This window comes from Gordonia sp. NPDC062954, from assembly GCF_044543825.1.
In the GTDB taxonomy this organism is placed as follows: domain Bacteria; phylum Actinomycetota; class Actinomycetes; order Mycobacteriales; family Mycobacteriaceae; genus Gordonia; species Gordonia tangerina.
This window is the reverse complement of sequence record NZ_JBITWL010000002.1, coordinates 92,635-114,195: the sequence shown is the minus strand read 5'-3', so window position 1 is coordinate 114,195 and position 21,561 is coordinate 92,635. Positions and strand designations below refer to the sequence as shown.

18 protein-coding genes are annotated in these 21,561 nt (G+C 65.8%); 13 read left to right on the top strand and 5 right to left on the bottom strand.

Features of this window, described 5'->3' with window-relative positions; translation table 11 throughout:
• Positions 1-20: 20 nt before the first annotated feature.
• From ACIGKQ_RS03115 to ACIGKQ_RS03105, 3 genes are all read left to right on the top strand, one after another.
• A complete protein-coding gene (locus ACIGKQ_RS03115; RefSeq protein ID WP_235725944.1) occupies positions 21-1,217 on the top strand; it encodes an acyl-CoA dehydrogenase family protein in 1,197 nt (398 codons plus the stop codon).
• Between the two features lie 10 nt (positions 1,218-1,227).
• Positions 1,228-2,385 (top strand): acyl-CoA dehydrogenase family protein, encoded by a 1,158-nt coding sequence (locus ACIGKQ_RS03110; protein WP_235725907.1) that lies wholly within the window; start codon positions 1,228-1,230, stop codon positions 2,383-2,385.
• Positions 2,386-2,459: 74 nt separating this feature from the next.
• Positions 2,460-4,475 carry an NAD(+) synthase gene (locus tag ACIGKQ_RS03105; RefSeq protein WP_235725908.1) on the top strand — a complete coding sequence of 672 codons (2,016 nt, stop codon included), beginning with the start codon at positions 2,460-2,462 and terminating at the stop codon, positions 4,473-4,475.
• A 23-nt stretch (positions 4,476-4,498) separates the two neighbouring features.
• On the opposite strand, the gene ACIGKQ_RS03100 is transcribed toward ACIGKQ_RS03105, so the two are convergent.
• Entirely contained in the window at positions 4,499-5,899 is a 1,401-nt protein-coding gene (locus ACIGKQ_RS03100) for a wax ester/triacylglycerol synthase family O-acyltransferase (protein ID WP_235725909.1), read from the bottom strand.
• A 178-nt stretch (positions 5,900-6,077) separates the two neighbouring features.
• On the opposite strand from ACIGKQ_RS03100, the gene ACIGKQ_RS03095 reads away from it, so the two are divergent.
• The 6 genes from ACIGKQ_RS03095 (at position 6,078) to ACIGKQ_RS03070 (ending at position 12,510) form a co-directional block, all read left to right on the top strand.
• On the top strand, positions 6,078-6,590 hold the full coding sequence (locus ACIGKQ_RS03095) for a nuclear transport factor 2 family protein (protein ID WP_235725910.1): 513 nt from the start codon (positions 6,078-6,080) through the stop codon (positions 6,588-6,590).
• Between the two features lie 341 nt (positions 6,591-6,931).
• Positions 6,932-7,930 carry an acyl-ACP desaturase gene (locus ACIGKQ_RS03090; protein WP_235725911.1) on the top strand — a complete coding sequence of 333 codons (999 nt, stop codon included), beginning with the start codon at positions 6,932-6,934 and terminating at the stop codon, positions 7,928-7,930.
• Positions 7,931-7,962: 32 nt separating this feature from the next.
• The gene (gene dusB / locus ACIGKQ_RS03085; protein ID WP_396572441.1) at positions 7,963-9,141 is read left to right on the top strand and encodes a tRNA dihydrouridine synthase DusB; all 1,179 of its coding nucleotides are present in this window, start codon (positions 7,963-7,965) and stop codon (positions 9,139-9,141) included.
• Between the two features lie 169 nt (positions 9,142-9,310).
• The gene (locus tag ACIGKQ_RS03080) at positions 9,311-11,407 is read left to right on the top strand and encodes an LCP family protein (RefSeq protein ID WP_235725913.1); all 2,097 of its coding nucleotides are present in this window, start codon (positions 9,311-9,313) and stop codon (positions 11,405-11,407) included.
• Between the two features lie 101 nt (positions 11,408-11,508).
• A complete protein-coding gene (gene phoU / locus ACIGKQ_RS03075) occupies positions 11,509-12,171 on the top strand; it encodes a phosphate signaling complex protein PhoU (RefSeq protein WP_235725914.1) in 663 nt (220 codons plus the stop codon).
• Positions 12,172-12,360: 189 nt separating this feature from the next.
• On the top strand, positions 12,361-12,510 hold the full coding sequence (locus ACIGKQ_RS03070; RefSeq protein WP_235725915.1) for a hypothetical protein: 150 nt from the start codon (positions 12,361-12,363) through the stop codon (positions 12,508-12,510).
• Positions 12,511-12,613: 103 nt separating this feature from the next.
• On the opposite strand, the gene pstB is transcribed toward ACIGKQ_RS03070, so the two are convergent.
• The 4 genes from pstB to pstS are packed head-to-tail and all read right to left on the bottom strand — an operon-like array spanning position 12,614 to position 16,604.
• Positions 12,614-13,390: a phosphate ABC transporter ATP-binding protein PstB gene (gene pstB, locus ACIGKQ_RS03065; protein WP_235725916.1), complete on the bottom strand. Its 777-nt coding sequence runs from the start codon at positions 13,388-13,390 to the stop codon at positions 12,614-12,616.
• Positions 13,391-13,429: 39 nt separating this feature from the next.
• Entirely contained in the window at positions 13,430-14,356 is a 927-nt protein-coding gene (gene pstA / locus ACIGKQ_RS03060; protein ID WP_235725917.1) for a phosphate ABC transporter permease PstA, read from the bottom strand.
• A complete protein-coding gene (pstC, locus tag ACIGKQ_RS03055; RefSeq protein ID WP_235725918.1) occupies positions 14,353-15,441 on the bottom strand; it encodes a phosphate ABC transporter permease subunit PstC in 1,089 nt (362 codons plus the stop codon). The genes pstA and pstC overlap by 4 nt, the downstream gene beginning before the upstream one ends.
• A gap of 41 nt (positions 15,442-15,482) precedes the next feature.
• A complete protein-coding gene (gene pstS / locus ACIGKQ_RS03050) occupies positions 15,483-16,604 on the bottom strand; it encodes a phosphate ABC transporter substrate-binding protein PstS (RefSeq protein ID WP_235725919.1) in 1,122 nt (373 codons plus the stop codon).
• A gap of 280 nt (positions 16,605-16,884) precedes the next feature.
• Between pstS and ACIGKQ_RS03045 the strand changes: the two genes are divergently transcribed.
• From ACIGKQ_RS03045 to ACIGKQ_RS03030, 4 genes are all read left to right on the top strand, one after another.
• Entirely contained in the window at positions 16,885-18,291 is a 1,407-nt protein-coding gene (locus tag ACIGKQ_RS03045; protein ID WP_396572270.1) for a hypothetical protein, read from the top strand.
• Between the two features lie 195 nt (positions 18,292-18,486).
• Positions 18,487-19,311, top strand: coding sequence for a glycosyltransferase family 2 protein (locus ACIGKQ_RS03040; protein WP_235725945.1), 825 nt, complete (start codon positions 18,487-18,489; stop codon positions 19,309-19,311).
• A 22-nt stretch (positions 19,312-19,333) separates the two neighbouring features.
• Positions 19,334-20,548 (top strand): 4-hydroxybenzoate 3-monooxygenase, encoded by a 1,215-nt coding sequence (locus ACIGKQ_RS03035; protein WP_235725921.1) that lies wholly within the window; start codon positions 19,334-19,336, stop codon positions 20,546-20,548.
• A 115-nt stretch (positions 20,549-20,663) separates the two neighbouring features.
• Positions 20,664-21,500 carry a 2-amino-3,7-dideoxy-D-threo-hept-6-ulosonate synthase gene (locus ACIGKQ_RS03030; RefSeq protein ID WP_235725922.1) on the top strand — a complete coding sequence of 279 codons (837 nt, stop codon included), beginning with the start codon at positions 20,664-20,666 and terminating at the stop codon, positions 21,498-21,500.
• Positions 21,501-21,561: the final 61 nt, after the last annotated feature.

Genomic DNA, 21,561 nt, shown 5'->3' with positions numbered 1-21,561 from the left:
CCAAAAGAGAAGAGATCACGATGGCCCGCCTCGCACAGACCCTGGGTCTCACCGACATCCAGACCGAGATTCTGGCGAACGTCCGACAGTTCGTCGACAAGCAGATCATCCCGAACGCCCAGCAACTCGAGCACAACGATTCATATCCACACGAGATCGTCGACGGGATGCGCGACATGGGCCTGTTCGGCCTGATGATCCCTGAGGAATACGGCGGGCTCGGCGAGTCGCTGCTCACGTACGCGTTGTGCGTCGAAGAACTGGCGCGCGGGTGGATGAGCGTGTCCGGGGTGATCAACACCCATTTCATCGTTGCCTACATGCTGCGTCAGCACGGAACCGAGGAACAGAAGCGCAGATTCCTGCCACGGATGGCGACCGGCGAAGTGCGCGGCGCGTTCTCGATGTCCGAACCGGAACTCGGTTCGGATGTGGCCGCGATCAAGACCACCGCCAAGCGCACCGCCGACGGTGACTACTCGATCAGTGGCCAGAAGATGTGGCTGACCAACGGCGCGAGTTCGACGCTGGTGGCCGCGCTGGTGCGGACCGAGGAGGGCCAGGACAAGGCGCACAAGAATCTCACCACCTTCCTGGTGGAGAAACCCGCCGGGTTCGGCGAAGTGCTCCCCGGGGTGACCATCCCGACCAAGATCGACAAGATGGGCTACAAGGGAATCGACACCACCGAGCTCATCTTCGACGGTTACCGCGCCTCGGCCGACGACATTCTCGGCGGCTTCCCGGGCCGCGGGTTCGCCCACATGATGGACGGGGTCGAGGTGGGCCGGGTCAACGTATCTGCACGCGCCTGTGGAGTGGCCCAGCGCGCCTTCGAGCTCGCCGTTCGCTACGCCCAGCAACGATCAACCTTCGGTAAGCCGATCGCACAGCACCAGGCGATTGCGTTCAGCCTCGCCGAAATGGCCACCAAGGTGGAGGCCGCACACCTGATGATGGTCAACGCCGCCCGACTCAAGGATTCCGGCGACCGCAACGACGTGTCGGCCGGAATGGCCAAATACCTGTGCAGCGAGTACTGCGCGGAGGTCACCCAGGCAAGCTTTCGCATCCACGGTGGCTACGGCTACTCCAAAGACTTCGAGGTCGAACGGCTCATGCGGGAGGCGCCGTTTCTACTCATCGGTGAGGGCACCAGCGAGATCCAGAAACAGATCATCAGCAAGGGACTACTGCGCGACTACCGCGAGAACTGAGGGGAAAACCATGCAGCGCACCGTGTTCAACGACGATCACGAGACATTCCGCAAAACCCTTCGCGACTTCATCGCCAAAGAGGTCGTGCCGCACTACCACGACTGGGAGAAGCAGGGCCACCCGCCGCGCAACTTCTACAATCGGCTCGGCGAACTCGGCGTGCTCGGCATCGAAGCGCCTGAGGAGTTCGGCGGCGGCGGCATCAAGGACTTCACCTACTCGATGGTGATCGCCGAGGAGACATCGGCGGCCGGCGTGACCTTCGGCAGCTATTCGGTGCATTCGAATCTCATCCTGCCCTACCTGATGGAGTACGGAACCGACGAGCAGAAGCACCGCTGGCTGCCCGGATTCTGCTCCGGCGACATCATGTTCGCCATCGCGATGACCGAGCCGGGAACCGGCTCGGACCTCGCCAACATCTCCACCACCGCCACGCTGTCCGAGGACGGCAGCCACTACGTGCTCGACGGCGCGAAGACATTCATCACCGGTGGTGCACTCGCCGACCGCGTCCTGGCCGTCTGTCGCACTTCGCCGTTCGACGCGGACAACCGCCGGTCCGGGCTCTCAATCCTGGTTGTCGACACCACCTCCGAAGGGTTCTCCGTCGGCCGCAAGTTGGAGAAGATCGGGCTGAAGGCATCCGACACCGCGGAGCTGGCGTTCAGTTCGGTTCGCGTTCCCGTCGAAGATCGCCTCGGCGACGAGGGCGCGGGATTCTCGTATCTCACACACAATCTCGCGCAGGAACGGCTGACCATCGCGGTCGGCGCATCGGCCACCGCCGCGGCCGCAGTACAGCACGCGCTGGCATACACCACCGAGCGCGATGTTTTCGGCAAACCGGTGTCGTCGTTCCAGAACACCAAGTTCGTGCTTGCCGAATGCTCCGCCGAGGTCGAGGCGATCCGGCAGTTCGTCGACCGGGCCATGGAACTGCACAACGCCGGGGATCTCTCGGTGCCCGACGCGGCACGAGTGAAATTGTTCGCCACCGAGACCGCCGGCCGGGTCATCGACAAATGTCTGCAACTGCACGGCGGGTACGGCTACATCCTGGAATACCCGATCGCCCGCCTCTACGCCGACACCCGAGTGTCGCGAATCTACGGCGGCACCAACGAGGTGATGAAGACGATCATCGCCAAGGACCTGGGGCTGTAGCGGACTCGGTCATGGTGGCACCGCCGACGCGAGGACCGACGTGGGACCGGGCGGCCCTCGGATAGGCTCGCAGTGTGTCTGTCTATGACCACGGATTCGCCCGGGTGACCGGAGCGGTCCCACTCGTCGCCCTCGCCGACCCGGCCACCAATGCCAAACGCATCATCGAACAGGTGCGCGCATCCGCCGACGATGGCACGGCTCTCGTGGTGTTCCCGGAGTTGGGATTGTGCGGTTACAGCATCGACGACTTGTTTCACCAGGACGCGATCATCGACGCCTGTCTGGCAGGTCTGGCGACGATCGTCGAGGCGACGACGGGGCTGCGGCCGGTGGTGGCAGTGGGGTTGCCGCTGCAGGTCGGCGACGGCCTCTACAACTGCGCCGCAGTGATCCACGACGGCGAGGTGCTGGGCGTGGTGCCGAAGTCGTATCTGCCCAATTACCGGGAGTTCTACGAACAGCGCTTCTTCGCGGCCGCCCGCGACGCACCGGTCACCACCGTGACCGTGCTCGGCCGCGACGTGCCGTTCGGGGCGGATCTGATCTTCGAGGCGACCGACCTCGAGGGTTTCGGAGTTCACGTGGAGATCTGCGAGGACGGTTGGGTGCCCATTCCGCCGAGCACCTGGGCAGCGCTGGGCGGTGCGACAGTGCTGGCCAACCTCTCCGGCAGCCCGGTCACCGTGGGCAAAGAGAGCTATCGAAAGGCCCTGTGCACCAGTCACTCCGCTCGGTGCGTCGCCGCCCACATCTATGTGGCGGCCGGGTTCGGGGAATCGACCACCGACCTGGCCTGGGACGGCGACGCCTTGATCACCGAGAACGGGACCCTGCTGGCACGCTCCGAGCTGTTCGCGATGGAGGCACAGACCATCACCGCCGACATCGACCTGGACCGGCTGCGTCAGGAACGGATGCGGATGATCAGTCTGCGCGACCAGGTCGGCGATTTCGCCGACGACCTCAAGCCGTTGCGCCGGATCCGATTCGCCCTGGGTGAGACCGCCTCGGCAGACGACAGCCTGCGCCGCGCGGTCCCTCGATTCCCGTTCGTGCCCGCGGATTCCGCCGACCGCGACGCGCGCTGCCGCGAGGTAGGCAACATCCAGGTCCAAGGACTCGCCGCGCGGCTGCGCGCCACCGGCATGGACAAGATCGTCATCGGCGTGTCCGGCGGTCTCGACTCCACTCTGGCGCTGCTGGTCGCGGTGGACACCTTTGACCGACTCGGGCTGCCGCGCGAGAACATCCTCGCCTATACGATGCCCGGTTTCGCGACCGGATCGGCAACGCTGCGGCGGGCACACATCCTGATGGACAGCCTCGGTGTGAGCGGCACCGAGATCGACATCCGTCCGTCCTGCGAGCAGATGCTCGCCGACCTGGGCCATCCGTACGCGCGTGGCGAGCAACTCTACGACGTCACCTTCGAAAACGTACAGGCCGGCGAGCGGACCTCGCATCTGTTCCGGCTGGCCAACCACCACGGCGCGTTCGTGTTGGGCACCGGAGATCTCTCCGAGCTGGCACTGGGTTGGTGCACCTACGGGGTGGGCGACCAGATGTCGCACTACAACGTGAACTCGTCGGTGCCCAAAACGCTGATCCAACACCTGATCCGGTGGATGATCGCCACCGGCGCCTATTCCGACGAGACGGCCGACGTTCTGGCCGAGATCCTCGACGACGTCATCTCACCGGAGCTGGTGCCGGCCGACGACGACGGTCGCATCCAGAGCACCGAGGACACCGTCGGCCCCTACGAGCTGCACGACTTCTTCCTGTATCACCTCACCCGGTTCGGTTACCGTCCCGAGAAAATCGCCTACCTGGCGGGCCAGGCGTGGGGCGACCGGGACCGCGGCGCGTGGTCGGAGTTGCTGACCGCTGATCGGCGCAACGAATACGATGCGGCCACCATCGACAGTTGGCTCCGGGTGTTCTTGACGCGGTTCATGAACAGTCAATTCAAGCGCAGCGCGATGCCCAACGGACCGAAGGTCGGTTCCGGTGGTTCACTGTCCCCGCGCGGGGATTGGCGGGCCCCCAGCGACTCGGGTGCCCGCGCGTGGCTCGACAGCTTCTGACCGACCGCCCGCCGTGACCGGAGTCAGTCGCAGGCCTCGAGCAGCTGCTTGAGTTCCTCGTCGAAGGCGTGCGCGATCGACCAGACGTCGGGTGTCTGGTCGGTGCAGGCGACCACGCCGACGTTGATGTGACCGTCGGCGGAGAACACGGTGATGTTGAGCCCGAGGCCGTGAAAGATCGGCCCGAGCGGATACACCGACGTCACCCGCGCACCGAGGAAGTAGAGCGGGAAATCGGGGCCGGGGACATTGGATACCAGCACGTTGAAGATCGGCGGATGACTTGTCGCGAGGTGGCGATCGCCATAGAACTTCATCAGCGTCGACATCGTGGTTCCCGGCGCGAACTGGGCCCAGCCGCGCAACATGTTCGCGTCGATCTCTGCGTGATGCTCCTTGGAGGTCCGGGTGAGGTCGGCGGCGCGCTCCACCCGCGCGACCGGGTCGCCGAGATCCGACGGCAACCGCGTGAACATGCCGGTCACCTTGTTGGTGCCGGTGGTGACCAGTGAGCTCTCATCAGACCCGTGTACCGACACCGGCACCATCGCGATCAGCGGCTGTTCGGGTAGCTCGTCGTGTTCGAGCAGGTAGCTACGCAACGCTCCGCCGGTGATGGCGAGCACGACGTCGTTAATCGTGACGCCGAACCGGTTCTTGACCCTCTTCACGTCGTCAAGGGACAGCTGGGTGAGCGCGATCGACCGATGCGGGGTGATCGGCCCGTTGAAGCGGGTCCGCGGCGCCTGGAACGGCGCAGGCATGGCCGACTTGGAGCGGCTGCGGCGAAACCATCCGATCGGGACGCCGACAGTACCGGGCACCAACTTCGCCATCGCGATCGGTCGCTGCACGAAGAAATTGACCGCCCCACCGACGGCCATCGAGGTCCGCGACGACGGGCCGGCCGTCTCCTGCATCTTCGCGGTGTCGAGATCCGGGGATTCGGGTGTGAGCGTGCACAGTTGGGCGAGCATCTCGGCGCTGGTCACCCCGTCGGTGCCGGCGTGGTGCATCCGTAGCATCGCGGCGATCCGGCCGTCGGCCATCCCTTCGATGATCCACAACTCCCACAACGGCTTTCCACGGTCGAGGGTCTGCCCGGCAAGATGTCCGCACAGTTCGGCGACCTCGAGTTCGCCACCGGGTGCGGGCACCGCCACGCGATGCACGTGTCGCTCGATGTCGAACCGTTCGTCCTCGATCCACACCGGGTGATCGATGTTGAGCATCGAATTGTCCAGTTTGCGTCGAAAAGCCGGCATGGCCGCGATGCGGCGTTCGAGTTCGTCGCGCATCTTCTCGAAGCTGTAACCACCGGGCACGGTCGTCGGGTCGATCTCCATCAACCCGATCACCTGCATCAGCTGAGATCGGGTCTCCAAGTACAGGAATGACGCGTCGAGTCCGCTCAACCGTTGCATACGATCACCATCTGCTCCCACCGATCTCACTGCCGAGCCACCCCGGGTGATGCCCGCCGTTTGCGAACCGTCCTCATCATGCCTGAGGCCCGCGCCGCGACGGGCCGGTTCAGCTCAGGTGACCGGCTGCGGCGAAGCCACCCGAATGAGAACACGTTCAGGGTAGGGTCGCCTCCCGATGAGCACATACAGCCACGCCGAGCTCGACGACGCCTTTCGCGTCTTCCAGAAGACGGTCGCCGAGATCGCGGTGACCCGTGACTGGGATCGTTTCGCCGAGATGTTCACCACCGACGCCCGCTACATCGAGCACGCGCTGGGCACCATGGCCGGGCGCGAGGAGATCCGCACCTGGATCTGGAAGACCATGACCACGTTCCCCGGCAGCCACATGACCGGCTTTCCAGCCCTGTGGCACGTGGTGGACGCACCGACGGGGCGGGTGATCTGCGAGGTCGACAACCCCATGCGCGACCCCGGCGACGGCACCCACATCACGGCCACCAACCTGACGATCCTCACCTACGCCGGGGACGGTCTGTGGTCGTGCGAAGAAGATGTGTACAACCCCTTGGAGTTCGGACAGGCCGCGGCGCGTTGGTGTGAGAAGGCCGAGCAACTCGGCACCCTTGACGCCGAGGCCCTCCGGTGGCGGGAGACCGTCGGTGCGATGTTCGCCCGGCGCCGGTAGCACCCGACGATCACGCGCCGGGCATTCGGCGCATGCCCGGCGATGTTGGATGTGATCCCCCGGCCGGTGGTGAATCCGCCTGTTTTGCTGTGAATTCACTGCGAGCGGTACCGATGATCGGCCGGTATCGGGCACCATCGACAGGCAACGAGCACGAGGTCGAGGCAGGTGACCGAGGACACGCGAGCCGCACGTAACGAAGCGGGGCCGCGGTTACGATTGCGTAGGTATGGACTTGGGTCGACCGGCCCGGTGACGTACCCTGGACGACTGATCACCGTGTCAGTCGGGCGTCGAGACCACCAGACACGACATGCGGACAACACCGTTCGGAGGAAAGTATGCCACGCGAGCTGACTCAGCTTGAACTGCTCAAGGAGCTGTCGCCGGTCGCCGAGGACAACGTCAACCGGCACCTGAAGATCGCCAAGGACTGGAACCCGCACGACTACGTCCCGTGGGACGAGGGCCGCAACTTCGCCGCTCTCGGCGGCGTCGACTACGACCCCGAGCAGTCTCAGCTCGACGAAGTCGCCAAGGCCGCGATGGTCACCAACCTGCTCACCGAGGACAACCTCCCCTCCTACCACCGAGTGATCGCCGAGAACTTCTCGATGGACTCGGCCTGGGGCCACTGGGTAGGCCGCTGGACCGCCGAGGAGAACCGGCACGGCATCGTCATGCGCGACTACCTCGTGGTGACCCGCGGCGTCGACCCGGTCGCCCTCGAAGAGGCCCGGATGATCCACATGACCAACGGCTACGATCCGTTGCTGGCCGCAGCCGACCGTGCCGAGGAGATGAAGGAAAAGGGCGAGGAGGTCGGCCTGCTGCATTCGGTTGCCTACGTCACCTTCCAGGAGCTCGCCACTCGTGTCAGCCACCGCAACACGGGCAAGGCCTGCGCGGACCCCATCGCCGACAAGATGCTGCAGCGCATCGCCGCCGATGAGAACCTGCACATGATCTTCTACCGCAACATCTGCGGCGCCGGCATGGACATCTCGCCCGACCAGACGCTGCGCGCGGTCACCGATATCGTGACGAACTTCCAGATGCCCGGCGCGGGGATGCCGAACTTCCGCCGCAACGGCGTGCTGATGGCCAAGCACGGCATCTACGACCTGCGCCAGCACCTCGAAGAGGTCATCATGCCCGTTCTGCGGAAGTGGAAAGTCTTCGAACGCGAAGACTTCTCCGCGGAAGGCGAGAAGACCCGCGAGGAGCTCGGCAACTTCCTCGAACAGCTCGAAAAGGACACCATCCGCTTCGAGGAGATGCGCGACCGCTCACTCGCCCGCGAGGCCAAGAAGCGGGAACGGGAGCAGCAGGCATCCTGACCACGACCATCAACCGCCCGGCGCCTTCGGACATCGAAGGCGCCGGTTCGGCGTCTCCAGAAGCCGGAACCGCAGCTCTGCGGATCGGTTCCATCGAACTGGCCAGCCCCGTCGTGCTGGCCCCGATGGCCGGGGTCACCAACGTCGCCTTCCGCACCCTGTGCCGCGAACTCGAACTGGCCCGCACCGGCACGGTGTCGGGTCTGTATGTGTGTGAGATGGTCACCGCCCGCGCACTCGTTGAGCGACATCCGGTCACCATGCACATGACGACCTTCGGTCCGGACGAGAATCCGCGATCGATGCAGCTCTACACCGTCGACCCCGAGAACACCTACGCCGCGGCCAAGATGATCGTCGACGAGAACCTCGCCGACCACATCGACATGAACTTCGGTTGCCCGGTCCCCAAGGTGACCCGCAAGGGCGGCGGATCAGCAATTCCTTACAAGCGCAAGCTTTTCCAGCGAATCGTCGCAGCCGCGGTGAAGGCCACCGAAGGCACCTCGATCCCGGTGACCGTGAAGTTCCGGATCGGCATCGACGACGAACACCACACGCACCTCGACGCGGGCCGCATCGCCGCCGGCGAAGGCGCACAGGCCGTGGCCCTGCACGCGCGCACCGCTTCTCAACGCTATTCGGGCACCGCCGACTGGGACGAGATCGCCCGCCTCAAAGACCACGTCACCGAGGTGCCGGTCCTGGGCAACGGCGACATCTTCGAGCCCGCCGACGCGATCGCGATGATGCGTCACACCGGGTGCGACGGGGTCGTGATCGGCCGCGGTTGCCTCGGCCGCCCGTGGCTCTTCGCCGAACTCGCCGCCGAACTGAACGGGCTCGAGGCGCCTGCTGCGCCAAATCTCGGCGAGGTGTCGAAGATCATCGTGCGCCACGGTGAACTGCTCGCTGCCCACCACGGCGAGAACAAGGGCATGCGCGAGATCCGCAAACACGTCGCCTGGTACCTGCGCGGCTTTCCGGCCGGCTCGGACCTGCGTAACCGACTCGCTCTCGTCGGCACCCTCGAGGAGCTGCGCGAACTGGTCGCGACGCTGCCCGACGACGCACCGTTTCCCGACGACGGTCACGGACCCCGCGGTCGGCAGGGCTCCCCGGCCAAGGTGGCGTTGCCGGAGGGATGGCTAGACGACCCGTACGAGGACGTCGTGCCCGAAGGCGCCGAGGTGATGCACTCGGGTGGATGACCTGCCCATTGCGCTTGTCCGCATGGTGGCTGAGAGATCTTCTCAGGTGCAATCAGTACTATGACGCGGAGGTTCCGCGTGCGCGGAGCCATGTCATGGTGCGCCAGAGCTGGTGCGCGAGAGCCGACAACCCGGTGCGCCACTGCGTCGGGGTCGAGGGGAATCAGAGTTGAGTCGTAGGGGATCGGGACCGGACGAACCGGCCGACGAGGGCAGTACGCCCCGCCGGGGCCGGCGCGCGGGCCGCTCCGGAGCCGCCAACGACTTCTCCGAGATGTTCGGTCAGGCCCCCACCAACGATGCCCCGGCGCACGGGGCCCTCCATGAGCCACGCGCCACCGACCGCTATGTGCGCGGCCGCACCCGCCTGACGGTGCGCGAGCTCATGGAGCAGATGAACGCGGGCGGTGAGGTCGGCCCGGCCGAGCCCAGCGGAGCTCGCCCACAACCGCCGGCCGACGAGGCACCGACCGAGGTGCACCGGTTCGAGGACCTCGAACGATTCCCCCACGAGAACGACGTCACCACGCAGATCCCGACGATCCGGCCGCCGGCGACTGTCCCCGACACCGACGTCGATCTCTCCGACGACGCCACCCGCGAGCGGGTCACCGCCGAGTCACGCGGTCAGGGCAGTCGCGTGCGGCCGTTGCAGCCCACTCCGGATCTATCCGACACCATCCCGCCGAGGTCGCGACCTCGGCGCCATCCCGGCGCCCGCGCGGGCCGTCGCAACCTCGGTCACAACGTCACCGTCACCGGACGCATCCTCGTCGCGGTCGCCTGCGTGATGGCACTGGTGGGCACCGGTTTTGTCTGGGGTTATCTGCAGTCGTGGAACGGCAACTGGAAGACCATCAACGCGGTCAACCCCGAAGACGCCAACATCCGCAACAAGGATGCCCAGTACGGCGACGAGAACTACCTCATCGTCGGCACCGACACCCGGGCCGGCCAGAACGCGAAGGTGGGCGCAGGAACCACCGATGACGCGGCGGGCGCCCGCTCCGACACCATCATCCTGGTCAACATCCCGGCCAACCGCAGTCGCGTCGTCGCCGTGTCCTTCCCGCGTGACCTGCAGGTGGACCGGCCCGCCTGCCAGCAGTGGGACAACGCCACCGGCACCTACGGTGAAGAACTACCCCCCGCGTACGGCGTCAAGCTCAACGGGGTCTATGCCGACGGCGGCCCGAAGTGCCTGGTCAGCGTGATCACGCAGATGAGTGGTCTCAACATCAACCGGTTCATCGCCATGGACTTCTTCGGCTTCGAGAAGGTCGTGCGCGCGGTCGGCGGCGTCGAGGTGTGCTCCCCCACCCCGCTCTACGACTACGAACTCGGTCAGGTGCTGCGCAAGCCGGGTACCCAGAAGCTGACCGGCAGGCGCGCGCTCAACTACGTGCGAGCCCGCAACATCGCGTCGGAGGGCAACGGCGACTACGGACGCATCAAACGCCAGCAACTGTTCATGTCGTCACTGCTGCGGGCGACCCTGTCCGGCAATGTCCTGTCGAGTCCCAACAAGCTCAACAGCATCGTCAACACATTCATCGAATACAGCTTCGTCGACGGGGTCGACACCCAGTCGCTGCTGAACCTGGCCGAATCGATGCAAGGTATCGAGGCCGGGCGCGTGACCTTCCTGACCATCCCGACGTCGGGCACCACGACCGACGGGCTGAACAACGAGATCCCGCGCACCGACGACATCAACGCCATCTTCAACGCGATCATCGACGACGCCCCCCTGCCCGGCGAACAGGCCAAGCAGCAGGCGGCATCGTCGTCGAGCAGTTCGTCGACGTCGGCGACGTCACGCAGTACCACCTCCGAGTCGGCGCCGACGCAGGTGTCGGCGACCGCACAGAACCCCGGCAACGTGGGAGTCCGTGTACTCAACGGCAGTGGGCGTACCGGCGCCGCCGGCGACACCTCCGATCAACTGGTGTCGATCGGCTTCGACGTCCGCGGGGTGGCCGATGCCTCGGAGAACCGCGAGGACACCGTCATCCGGTACGGCGGCGGTGAAGAGGACTCTGCCGCCACCCTGGCCACGATGTTCCCGGGATCGTCGATCCAACTCGACCGCACGGTGAAGTCGGGTGTCGAGGTGATCCTGGGTTCGGACTACGACGGTTCGATGGGCTCTCCGGCCGCCGTCGGGAGCACGATCTCGGTGTCGCAGCTGCCGCCGGCCTCCAACACGTCCAACCTGCCCAACGACCTCGCGGTGACCAACGCAGGCGACACTACCTGCAGCTGACCTGCGCGAACACGCCAAACGCGCAGTATGCACCGGGCGTTCACGGCTCGTTCATCCGCAGGGTCCACAAGCCCACCGGTGTGCCAAGTATTGTGGACTACATGCGTACCGCCTACCATGAGCAGCTCGACGCGCTCAACACCATCCTCGGCGAGATGTGCGAACTCGCCGGCTCGTCGATGGCCCGCGCCACCCAGGCCCTGCTCCAGGCCGATCTGGCCATCGCCGAAGAGGTCCTTTCCGAGACCGAGAGAATGAATCAGCTGTCGGCCCGCGCCGAGGAACAGGCGTTCGCGCTGCTCGCCCTGCAGGCGCCGGTGGCCGGTGATCTGCGTGGGATCGTCAGCGGTTTCCAGATCGTCGCCGACGTGGACCGGATGGGTGCGCTGGCGCTGCATGTGGCCAAGGTCGCGCGTCGCCGTCACCCCGCCAAGGCACTGCCCGAGGAGGTCAACGGCTACTTCGCCGAGATGGGCCGCCTCGCCGTGCAGCTGGCCACCACCGCCCGCGAGGTGCTCAACACGCAGAATCCGCAAGATGCCATCCGCCTGCAGGAGGATGACGACGCGATGGACGACCTGCACCGGCACCTGTTCACGGTCCTGATGGACCGGGAGTGGAGCCACGGCGTGGCCGCTGCCGTCGACGTCACCCTGCTCGGCCGCTACTACGAGCGCTTCGCCGACCACGCGGTTCTCATCGGACGCCGGGTGGTCTTCCAGGCGACCGGTCAGACACCCGAGCAGTTCCTCGAGGTGTCCTGACACGCCGACCTGTGCTTCCCCACCGCACCGCCGATCTCGCTCGATGAGGCCGGCGGTGCGGTCGTCTGTGGTACCTCGTCCCCACCTCCGATGCGGTCCAGATCCCTCGACGTATCTGTTTGAGACGGCGCTCACCATGTCTGACTTGGGATTTCGCCCTCGGACCGAGTGCACGCTAGGGTGACCGACATGGATCGGCACCATCGTGTGGAACCCGACTTCAACGCCGTCGACGACGACGGGCACGCTGCGGCTGCCCACCGACGACAGATCCTCACCTACAGCGGATTCACGCTGTCGCTGATCGCGTTGTTGGTCATCCTGGTCGTCAGTATGTGACCCTCCCTCGGTCACACACTAAACCCTCCCCCCACCGAAACGACTCGCGCCGCAGACCTTGTCGGTCCGCGGCGCGAGTCGTCGATCGTGTGGCTGTCGGATTTCAGCCGAAGCGGCCGGAGATGTAGTCCTCGGTTTCCCGCTTGGTCGGCGCCGAGAACATCGTCTCGGTGTCGTTGATCTCGATCAGCTGACCGGGCTGGCCGACGCCTTCGAGGTTGAAGAACGCGGTCTGGTCACTCACACGGGCAGCCTGCTGCATGTTGTGGGTGACGATGACGATCGTGTAGTCCTTTTTCAGCTCACCCATCAGATCCTCGATGGCGAGCGTAGAGATCGGGTCGAGCGCCGAGCACGGCTCGTCCATCAGCAACACGTCCGGCGACACTGCGATCGCACGGGCGATGCACAGACGCTGCTGCTGTCCGCCCGACAGGCCGCCGCCCGGCTTGTCGAGGCGATCCTTGACCTCTTCCCACAGGTTGGCGCCGCGCAGGCTGCGCTCGCACACCTCGTTGAGCTGACTCTTGTTGCGGACGCCCTGCAGCTTCAGCCCGGCCACCACGTTGTCACGGATCGACATGGTGGGAAACGGGTTCGGCCGCTGGAACACCATGCCGATGGTGGTGCGCACCGCGGTCGGGTTGATGTCCTTGGCGTAGATGTCCTCACCGTCGAGCAGCACGCTGCCCACCGCGTAGGCGCCCGGAATCTCCTCGTGCATGCGATTGAGCGTGCGCAACACGGTGGACTTGCCACACCCCGACGGCCCGATGAAAGCCGTGATGCTGCGGGGCGGCACCGAGAGAGTCACGTCCTTGACGGCGTGGAACTTGCTGTAATAGACGTTGAGATCTTTGATGTCGAGGCGCTTGGCCATGATGATGCCTTTGCTGTGTGGCGGCGGTCGAGGACCGTTTTACTTGGTCTTGGGGGCGAGGAACTTGGCGGTCATGGCGGCGACGAGATTGAGCGCCGCGATGATGATGATCAGCGTGAGCGCCGCACCCCAGTAATAGAAGTCCGATGCCGGCTGCGCGGAGGCCCACATGTCCTTGATGAACAGCGGCAACGAATTCATCCCGCCCTCGAACGGGTTGGTCTGCACCTGCGAGCTCGCCGGGCCGGCCAGGATGAGCACCGGGGCGGTCTCCCCCATGATGCGGGCGATGGCGAGGAAGACGCCGGACAGCATGCCCGACAGGGCAGTGGGCAGCACGACCTTCATGATGGTCCGCCACTTGGAGATACCGAGAGCGTACGACGCCTCGCGCAGTTCGTCAGGGACCAGTTTCAGCATCTCTTCGGTGGACCGCACCACGATGGGGATCATCAGCAGGATCAGCGCCAGGCTCACCATCAGCGCGCTCTGGCCCATCCCGAGTCCGATCACGAAGACGGTGAAGATGAACAGGGTGGCGACGATCGACGGGACACCGGCCAGGATGTCGACCATGAAGCTCACCGGCTTGACCAAAGGGCTGGTCGGATACTCGACCAGCATGATGCCGGTCATCACCGCGATCGGCACCGAGATCACGGTGGCGATCAATGCCTGGATCAGGGTGCCGATGATCGCCTGAGAGATACCGGCGCCGTACTGCGTGGTGGTGTCCACGCCGTAGGCATTGCCGAACCACCAGTTCGGGTCGGCAAGCGCGGGCGCACCGTTGGAGATCACGGTCCACAGCAACCACACCAGTGGGATGACGCCCAACACGAAGCAGAGCGCGAACGTGCCGCGGGCGACCTCGTTGCGCATCTTGCGACTGGCCGACACCTCTCGGAAAGCGGTGGCCGAGGACTTGACCGGCCCACCGGGTGTCGTATCGACGGTCACGGTCATCCGTTCACCTTTCCACCGGCGATCACACGGGCGATCGCGTTGACGACGAATGTCAGGACGAAGAGGACGAGGCCGGCCGCGATGTAGGCACCGGCGGATGACTCACTGCCGACGAACTCGCCGACGTCGCGGGCGATCTTCGAGGCGAAGGTGTCACCGCCTTCGAACAGCGACCAGTTGAGTCGGCCGACGGCCGCACTCAGGATGATCATCAGCGCGATCGTCTCGCCGAGGGCGCGACCGAGCGCCAGCATCGACGCCGCGATCATCCCGGATCGGCTGTACGGGAAGGCGGTCATGCGGATGACTTCCCATTTGGTGGCACCGAGCGCCTGCGCGGCCTCTTTGTGTCCACTGGGCGTCTGCCGCAGCACCTCGCGGGTGATGGAGGTGATGATGGGCAGCATCATGATCGCGAGCACGATGCCGGCGGTGAAGATGGTGCCGCCGCCGGTGATCGACGTCTTCCCGCTCGAGAACAGGAAGAACCACCCGAAGGTGTCGTTGAGCCACACGGCGAACGGAGCGATCACCGGCGCGAGGACGTAGATACCCCACAGACCGAAGATGATCGACGGCACCGCCGCCAACAGGTCGATGACCGCGCCGAGCGGTCGCGAGACCTGCCTCGGAGCGTATTCGACCAGGAAGACGGCGATGCCGATGGCGATCGGGGTCGCCAGGAACAGCGCGAAGAACGAGGTCAAGACCGTGGCCCGGAACAGCTCCCAGACACCGAAGGATGCGGTCCCATCGGCGAAGGCAGCTCCGCTCGTGTTCCAGTCCGAAGAGAAGAGAAAATTCGCGTTGTTGTCGAGAAGCGCCGGAATGGCATCGATCAACAACGAGATCCCGATCCCGGCGATCAGGATGATGACCAGCAGACCGGTTCCCTGCGCCAGGTACGAGAAGACCCGGTCGCCCACCTGACCGCGACTGCTACGCAGACCCGGGTGTAGCTGTTCTTCTAAATCGTCGCCGGGGGTGAGGTTCGGATCCTGATCGGGCGTCTGGGTCGGCACCGAGCCGGACGAGTGCTTACCCGTCCGGCCTCGGCCGACACCGGTGGTGTCATCCACTGACATGATGGTGAATCGCTCTTCTCTCGGTTGAGTTCGAGCCGCAGTTACTGAATGGCCTCAATCGAACCCTGCAGCTTGGTCTGGAACTCCTGCGGCAGCGGGATGTAGCCCGCGTTCTGCAGATCCTGTCCCTGGTTCTGCGGTGCCGAGGCAACGCTCAGGAACGTCTTGACACCCTGTGCGGTGGCGTCGTCCGCGTAATCGGAGCACACCATCTCATAGGTCGCCAACACGATCGGGTAGGCACCCGACTCGGTCGGCTTGTAGAACGAGGAGGTGTCGATCACCATGTTGTGGCTCTCGTCGCCATTGGCCAGCGTGGCACCATCGATGGTCTTTCCACCGGACTCTGCGGTCAGGGCGACGCCCTCGGGGTCCTGGTCGGTGATGATCTTGGCCATCGACAGGTTGTTGGACTGTGCATAGGCCCACTCGACATAGCCGATCGATCCGGCGGTTGGGCCGATCGCCGAGCCGACGCCCGGGTTACCCTGCTTGCCCTCGCCGACACCGCCGTTGAAGGTCTTGCCGTCGCCCTTGTCCCAGCCGCCGGCGGCGGTCAGGTACTTCTGGAAGTTGTCGGTGGTGCCCGACTCCTCGGCGCGGTAGATCACGCTGATGGGCAGATCCGGCAACTCGACGCCCTCGTTCTCGGCGGCGATGGCCGGGTCGTTCCAGTTGGTGATCTCGCCGCCGAAGATCTTCGACAGCGTCGGGCCGGAGAGCGCGAGGTCATCGACGCCCTCGACGTTGTAGGCCACCGCGATCGGGCCGAAGACCAGCGGCAGGTTCCACGCCTCGGAGCTGCATCGCTGCTGGGCGGCGGCGGCGTCGTCGCCTTCCAGCGGCGAGTCGGAGCCGCCGAAGTCGGTCAGGTTCTGGGTGAAGTCAGAGACGCCCTGGCCGGAACCGCCACCCCCGTAGGCGAGTTCGAAGCCGGGGCAGGTCTGGGCGAACGACGTGGAGAAGATGGTCATCGCATTTGCCTGCGCGGTCGAGCCACTGGCCTGCAGATCCTGTTTGCCCTCGCACTGGATGTCCGCCACCGCCGACGCGGGTGCGGCGCTGCTGTCCCCCCTCTCCGAGTTGTCACTGCACGCACTCAGGATGAGCGCGGAGGTGGCCGCCAAGGAGGCCACCGCAACACCGGAACGACTCAATTTCACAGGATTCCTCCAGCATCAGAACATGGTGCACCGCAGTCACGGCATCACCCGGTCGCTGGAGACATTAGGATTCGCTGGTGGACACTCCGCGCCCCGAGGGTTAACGGAAGATGAATTACCATCGCTATACCTTCGCCGAATGTGATCCAACACTCAACGCACCCGAGTGCGCATCCGGCAGAACAAACAGCCGATCCGCGATAGTCGCAAAACATCCTGTCCCAGAATAGCGCTCGGCCCCGAGCGGCTACGCGAAACACAGAGAACGGGTGAACACGAGGTGAACCGCAAGGACCGCCGCCCGCCGGTGTCCGGCGGCACCCGAGTGGCGCTGATCGACCTGCTGCACGCACAGCGCCGTTGCGCCTCGGTCTTCGGCCCGATGCCCGTGCCGACGGTCGACGAGGCCCGCAACCGCCTGTACGCGATGGCCGCCGCCGGCCCCTCGCTGCGACTCGGTTTACGTCCATCGGCGCACCACATCCACTGGCAGACCGCGCCGCCGGCCACCGCGGTGTCGATCGCCCCCCAGTGGATTTCCCCCGGGCGGATTCCCCCCGCGTGGATTTCCCCCGCGTGGATTTCCCCGGAATCGGTTGCCACGGAGTCGGATGCCCAATCGGCCTGCACGCAGTCGATCGCCGACAGGGGTCGGATCGAGCCCGAAGGAGATCCGCTGGCCCTGCTCGAATCGGTGCGGGCACTGCCCGACGCCGGTCTGCGCGTGGTGTGCGCGGGAGATCTGGTCGCCGTCGATTTCAACCACGGACTCGGCGATGTCGCGTTCACCCAGGCCGTGGTCGATGCGATGATCGGCGGGCTGACGATGTCCGATGCGCACTGGGACCGATACCGAGGCACCACCCGTCCGCTACTCGCGGCCGCCATCCACACCTTCGGCCGCCACCCCGGACGGCTGGCGAGCCTCGGGCACTCCCGTCGGCACCGACTCCCCACCGATGACGCCGACACACAACGCGCGGCTCCACCGGAGCCCGGACCGGGCGCACCTATTCCCGCCGGCGCCGGCAGACCCCCGAGCGCCGCCACCGTGCGCATCCCCGTCATCGAGATGCGCCTGCTGCGCGATGCGCGGGACCGCGATCTGCCCGGGGTGAGCATGTTCGCAGTGCTCACCTGCGCCCTGGTCCGGGCGCTACTCGACGCGGGCATCGACCTCGACCCCGCGGTCACCATCCCGTTCGACCTCCGCCCGTACCTCCCGGCCGGCACCGATACCCTCGCCCCGCTCTCGGCCGGCCTGACCTTCCCAGTCACGGCGGACACCGCGGCCCGGACACTGACGCAGATGCTGGACGTGGCAAGCCGCTCCGGTCGGCCGGTGGCGACCATGACGATCGGCACGATGGGGGAATGGACGAGTCGACTCGCCCGTCGACACCCGCCGGCGCCGGACTCGTCGTTGCCACGCGCCCAGCTGCTCCATTCATCGGTGGGTCGCCTGCCACAGACCGCGCATACCCGGTTCACCGATCCGGCGCGCGCGGTCAACTACACCGTCAGCGATCCCGCGACACCGACGGGCATAACCGTGACGTCGTCGACGGTCGGTGGCGCGCTGTGCGTGACCGCCGCGTTCTATCCTGAGTATTGCGACGCCACGGCCGTCAGAGCCGCCCTCGCGGCGCTCCCCGGCCATGTGGCGACCACCCTCCACCACAAGTGACATAGACCACAAAAGAAGCTGAGAATTAGGCAAGGGTTACCTAAACAAATAGGGTCACATGCAACGACAGTTGCGTGGTGACGGGCGCTCGAAGCGGTTCCGCCACATGCGCGGACTCGATGACGAAGGGGCGCTGTGACCGGCCAACGAGTAGACCTGGGCAAGACCACTCCGCGAGTAACCGTGGTGATCCCCATGCGCAACGAGGCCCTGAACCTTCCATACGTGGCCGAACGGATGCCCTACGTCGACGAGATCGTCGTGGTCGACGGCGCATCGGTCGACGACACCGTCGCGGTGGCTCGTCGGCTCTGGCCGGACGCCGTGATCGTGCAACAGACGCGCACCGGAAAAGGCAACGCACTGGCCTGCGGGTTCGCCGCGGCCACCGGCGACATCATCGTCATGATCGACGCCGACGGCTCGACAGACCCCGCCGAGATCCCGGCCTTTGTGCGCGCCCTGACCGAAGGTGCGGATCTCGCCAAGGGCAGTCGCTTCTCACTGGGCGGCCACAGCGACGACATCACCGCACTGCGCCGCCTCGGCAACAAGGGACTCAACGGCCTGGTGAACCGGATCTTCCACACCGGGTTCGCCGACCTCTGCTACGGATACAACGCTTTTTGGCGCCGGCATCTCCCCATCATCGACCTGCCCTCGACCGACACCACCGAGGCGCAGTGGGGAGACGGCTTCGAGGTGGAGACGATCATCAATGTGCGGATGGCCCGTGCTGGCCTGACGATCACCGAGGTCGGTAGCCACGAGAGTCGACGAATCCACGGACGCAGCAACCTCAACGCGGTGAGTGACGGACTGCGGGTGCTGCGCACGATCGATCGCGAGCGACGCTCGCGAAGGGCCGGGCAGCGGGGCGCGCACAGTGAATCGGACGCCGCCGAACCCTATGACGTCGCCGCCGATACCGTCGTCGCCGAAACCGGTGGCGCCGAAACCGGTGTCGCTGAAGCCGAAGTCGTCGAAGCCGACACCACCCCGGCCGCGGTTGCGCGCTGACCAGCACTACCGATCGAGAAGTATGACCCACGAGATCAGAACACAGGTCGCCATCATCGGCGCCGGCCCCGCCGGGCTCACCCTGGCGCAGATGCTTCACCTGCAGGGCATCGACACCGTCGTGATCGAGCGGCAGTCGCAGGCACATGTGCGCGCCCGGATCCGGGCCGGTGTCATCGAACAGACCACCGTCGACCTGCTCGATGAGATCGGCCTGGCCGGCCGACTCCGACGTGAAGCTCTGGTGCACAACGGTTTCTATATCCGTTTCGATCGCACCACACATCATCTCGACTTCCACCGCCACCTCGACAGGCACGCATTCGTCTACGGGCAGAGCGAACTCGTCGCCGACCTGATCGATGCGCGCCACGCCACGGGTCGTCCGCTGCACTTCGAGGCGACCGACGTCAGCGTGCATGACATCGGCACCGACGCCCCGTTCGTCGAGTTCGTCGTCGACGGACGGGCCCACCGGATTCGCGCCGACTTCGTGGCGGGATGCGATGGCTTCCACGGCATCTGTCGACAGGCTCTCGATCCCGACCGGACCACCGTTGCGAACCGGACCTACCCGTTCGCCTGGCTCGGCATCCTCGCACGCACCACCCCGGTCACCGACGAGGGCATGTATTGCGCGCACCCCGATGGGTTGTCGGTGCACAGCATGCGCGGCCCGCACCTGACCCGCCAGTATCTGCAGGTGCCGGCACACACCGACCTCGGCACGTGGTCAGACGAGCAGATCTGGCGGGAACTGCGTCGACGCAGCGCAGCTGACGACCATCCCGAACTCGAGACCGGCGAGATCATCGAGCGATCCCTGGCGCCGCTGCGCAGTGTGGTCACCGACCCGATGCAGCAGGGTGCGCTGTTCTTGCTCGGGGACGCGGCCCACATCGTGCCGCCCACCGGAGCCAAGGGCCTCAACCTCGCGATCTCCGACGCCTGCGTCCTGTCCCACGGCCTCGGACATTATTACGCCACCGGGGACCACACCGCGCTGGACCGGTACAGCGAGACGGCGCTGCCGCGAGTCTGGCAGGCACAAGCGTTCTCGTGGAATCTGACCACCACGCTGCATCGCCTCGGCGACGATGGGTTCGACTGGCACCTACGCCATGCCCGGCTGACGAGATGGACGAGCTCGGTCCACGAGGAACGCGCGCTCGGCGAGGTCTACCTCGGCCTGCCCTTCCCGACACCGTGGCGCCCCCGCGCAACGTCGCGCGCATGAACCTTCCCCCGGATTGCCGCATGTCAATAGGCGAGGCTAACCTTACTGAACGAGTGTCGTCGCTCCGCGCCTCGCGGACCGACGACAACCGCACGCTCACCGATCGGAGAACAGTGTGATCGACAATCCCGACGCCCGCAGGCACCTGCCATCGGGCAAGCAGATCCGGTTGTCCCGGATCTTCGGTGCCGTCAATCGCCGCGCCCTGGTGGTGCCGCTCGATCATTCGGTGACCATCGGCCCGCTCGGCGCGGCCGGACATGCCGATCACACCGCCGCGATCCTGGAAGTTGCGGGCGCCGATGCCCTCATCGTGCACAAGGGCCGGGCACGCACCATCGCACCGACCCGATTCGGCGCCATGGGTCTGATCGTCCACCTGTCGGCCGGCACCAACCTCGCTGTGGACCAGACCCGCAAGGTGCTCGTCGGGTCCGTCGAGGAGTGCTTGGCTCTCGGTGCCGACGCGGTGAGCGTGCACGTGAACGTGGGGGCGCCCACCGAAGCGCAACAGTTGACCGACCTCGGAGTCGTGGCAGCGGAATGCGACCGCCTCGGTGTGCCTCTGCTGGCGATGATGTATGCGCGCGGCGGCGTCGCCGACACCGCGCCGACGTCGGTGTCGACACTCGCCCATCTCGGTGCCATCGCCACCGATCTGGGCGCGGACATCGTGAAACTCGACTATGCCGGTGCACCCCAGCAGATGGACGAGGTCGTCGACACCTGCCCGCTGCCCATCCTGGTCGCCGGTGGTCCGGCCACCGCCACCGACGACAACGCCATCGACTTCGGCATGCGGGTCGCGGAGTCCCGGGTGGCCGGCCTCAGTTTCGGCCGCCTCATCTTCGGCGCCGACCATCCCCACCGCGTGGCGAGGGCGTTGGCGGAGCGTCTGCACCGCGGATCGGACCCGAGTCGACCACTGGCCGCCGCCCTCGAACTCGCCTGATCGGTTTACCGACCCCGAGCCTCCATCCCCCGAGCCCAGCCCAGCCAAACAGAAAGACCAC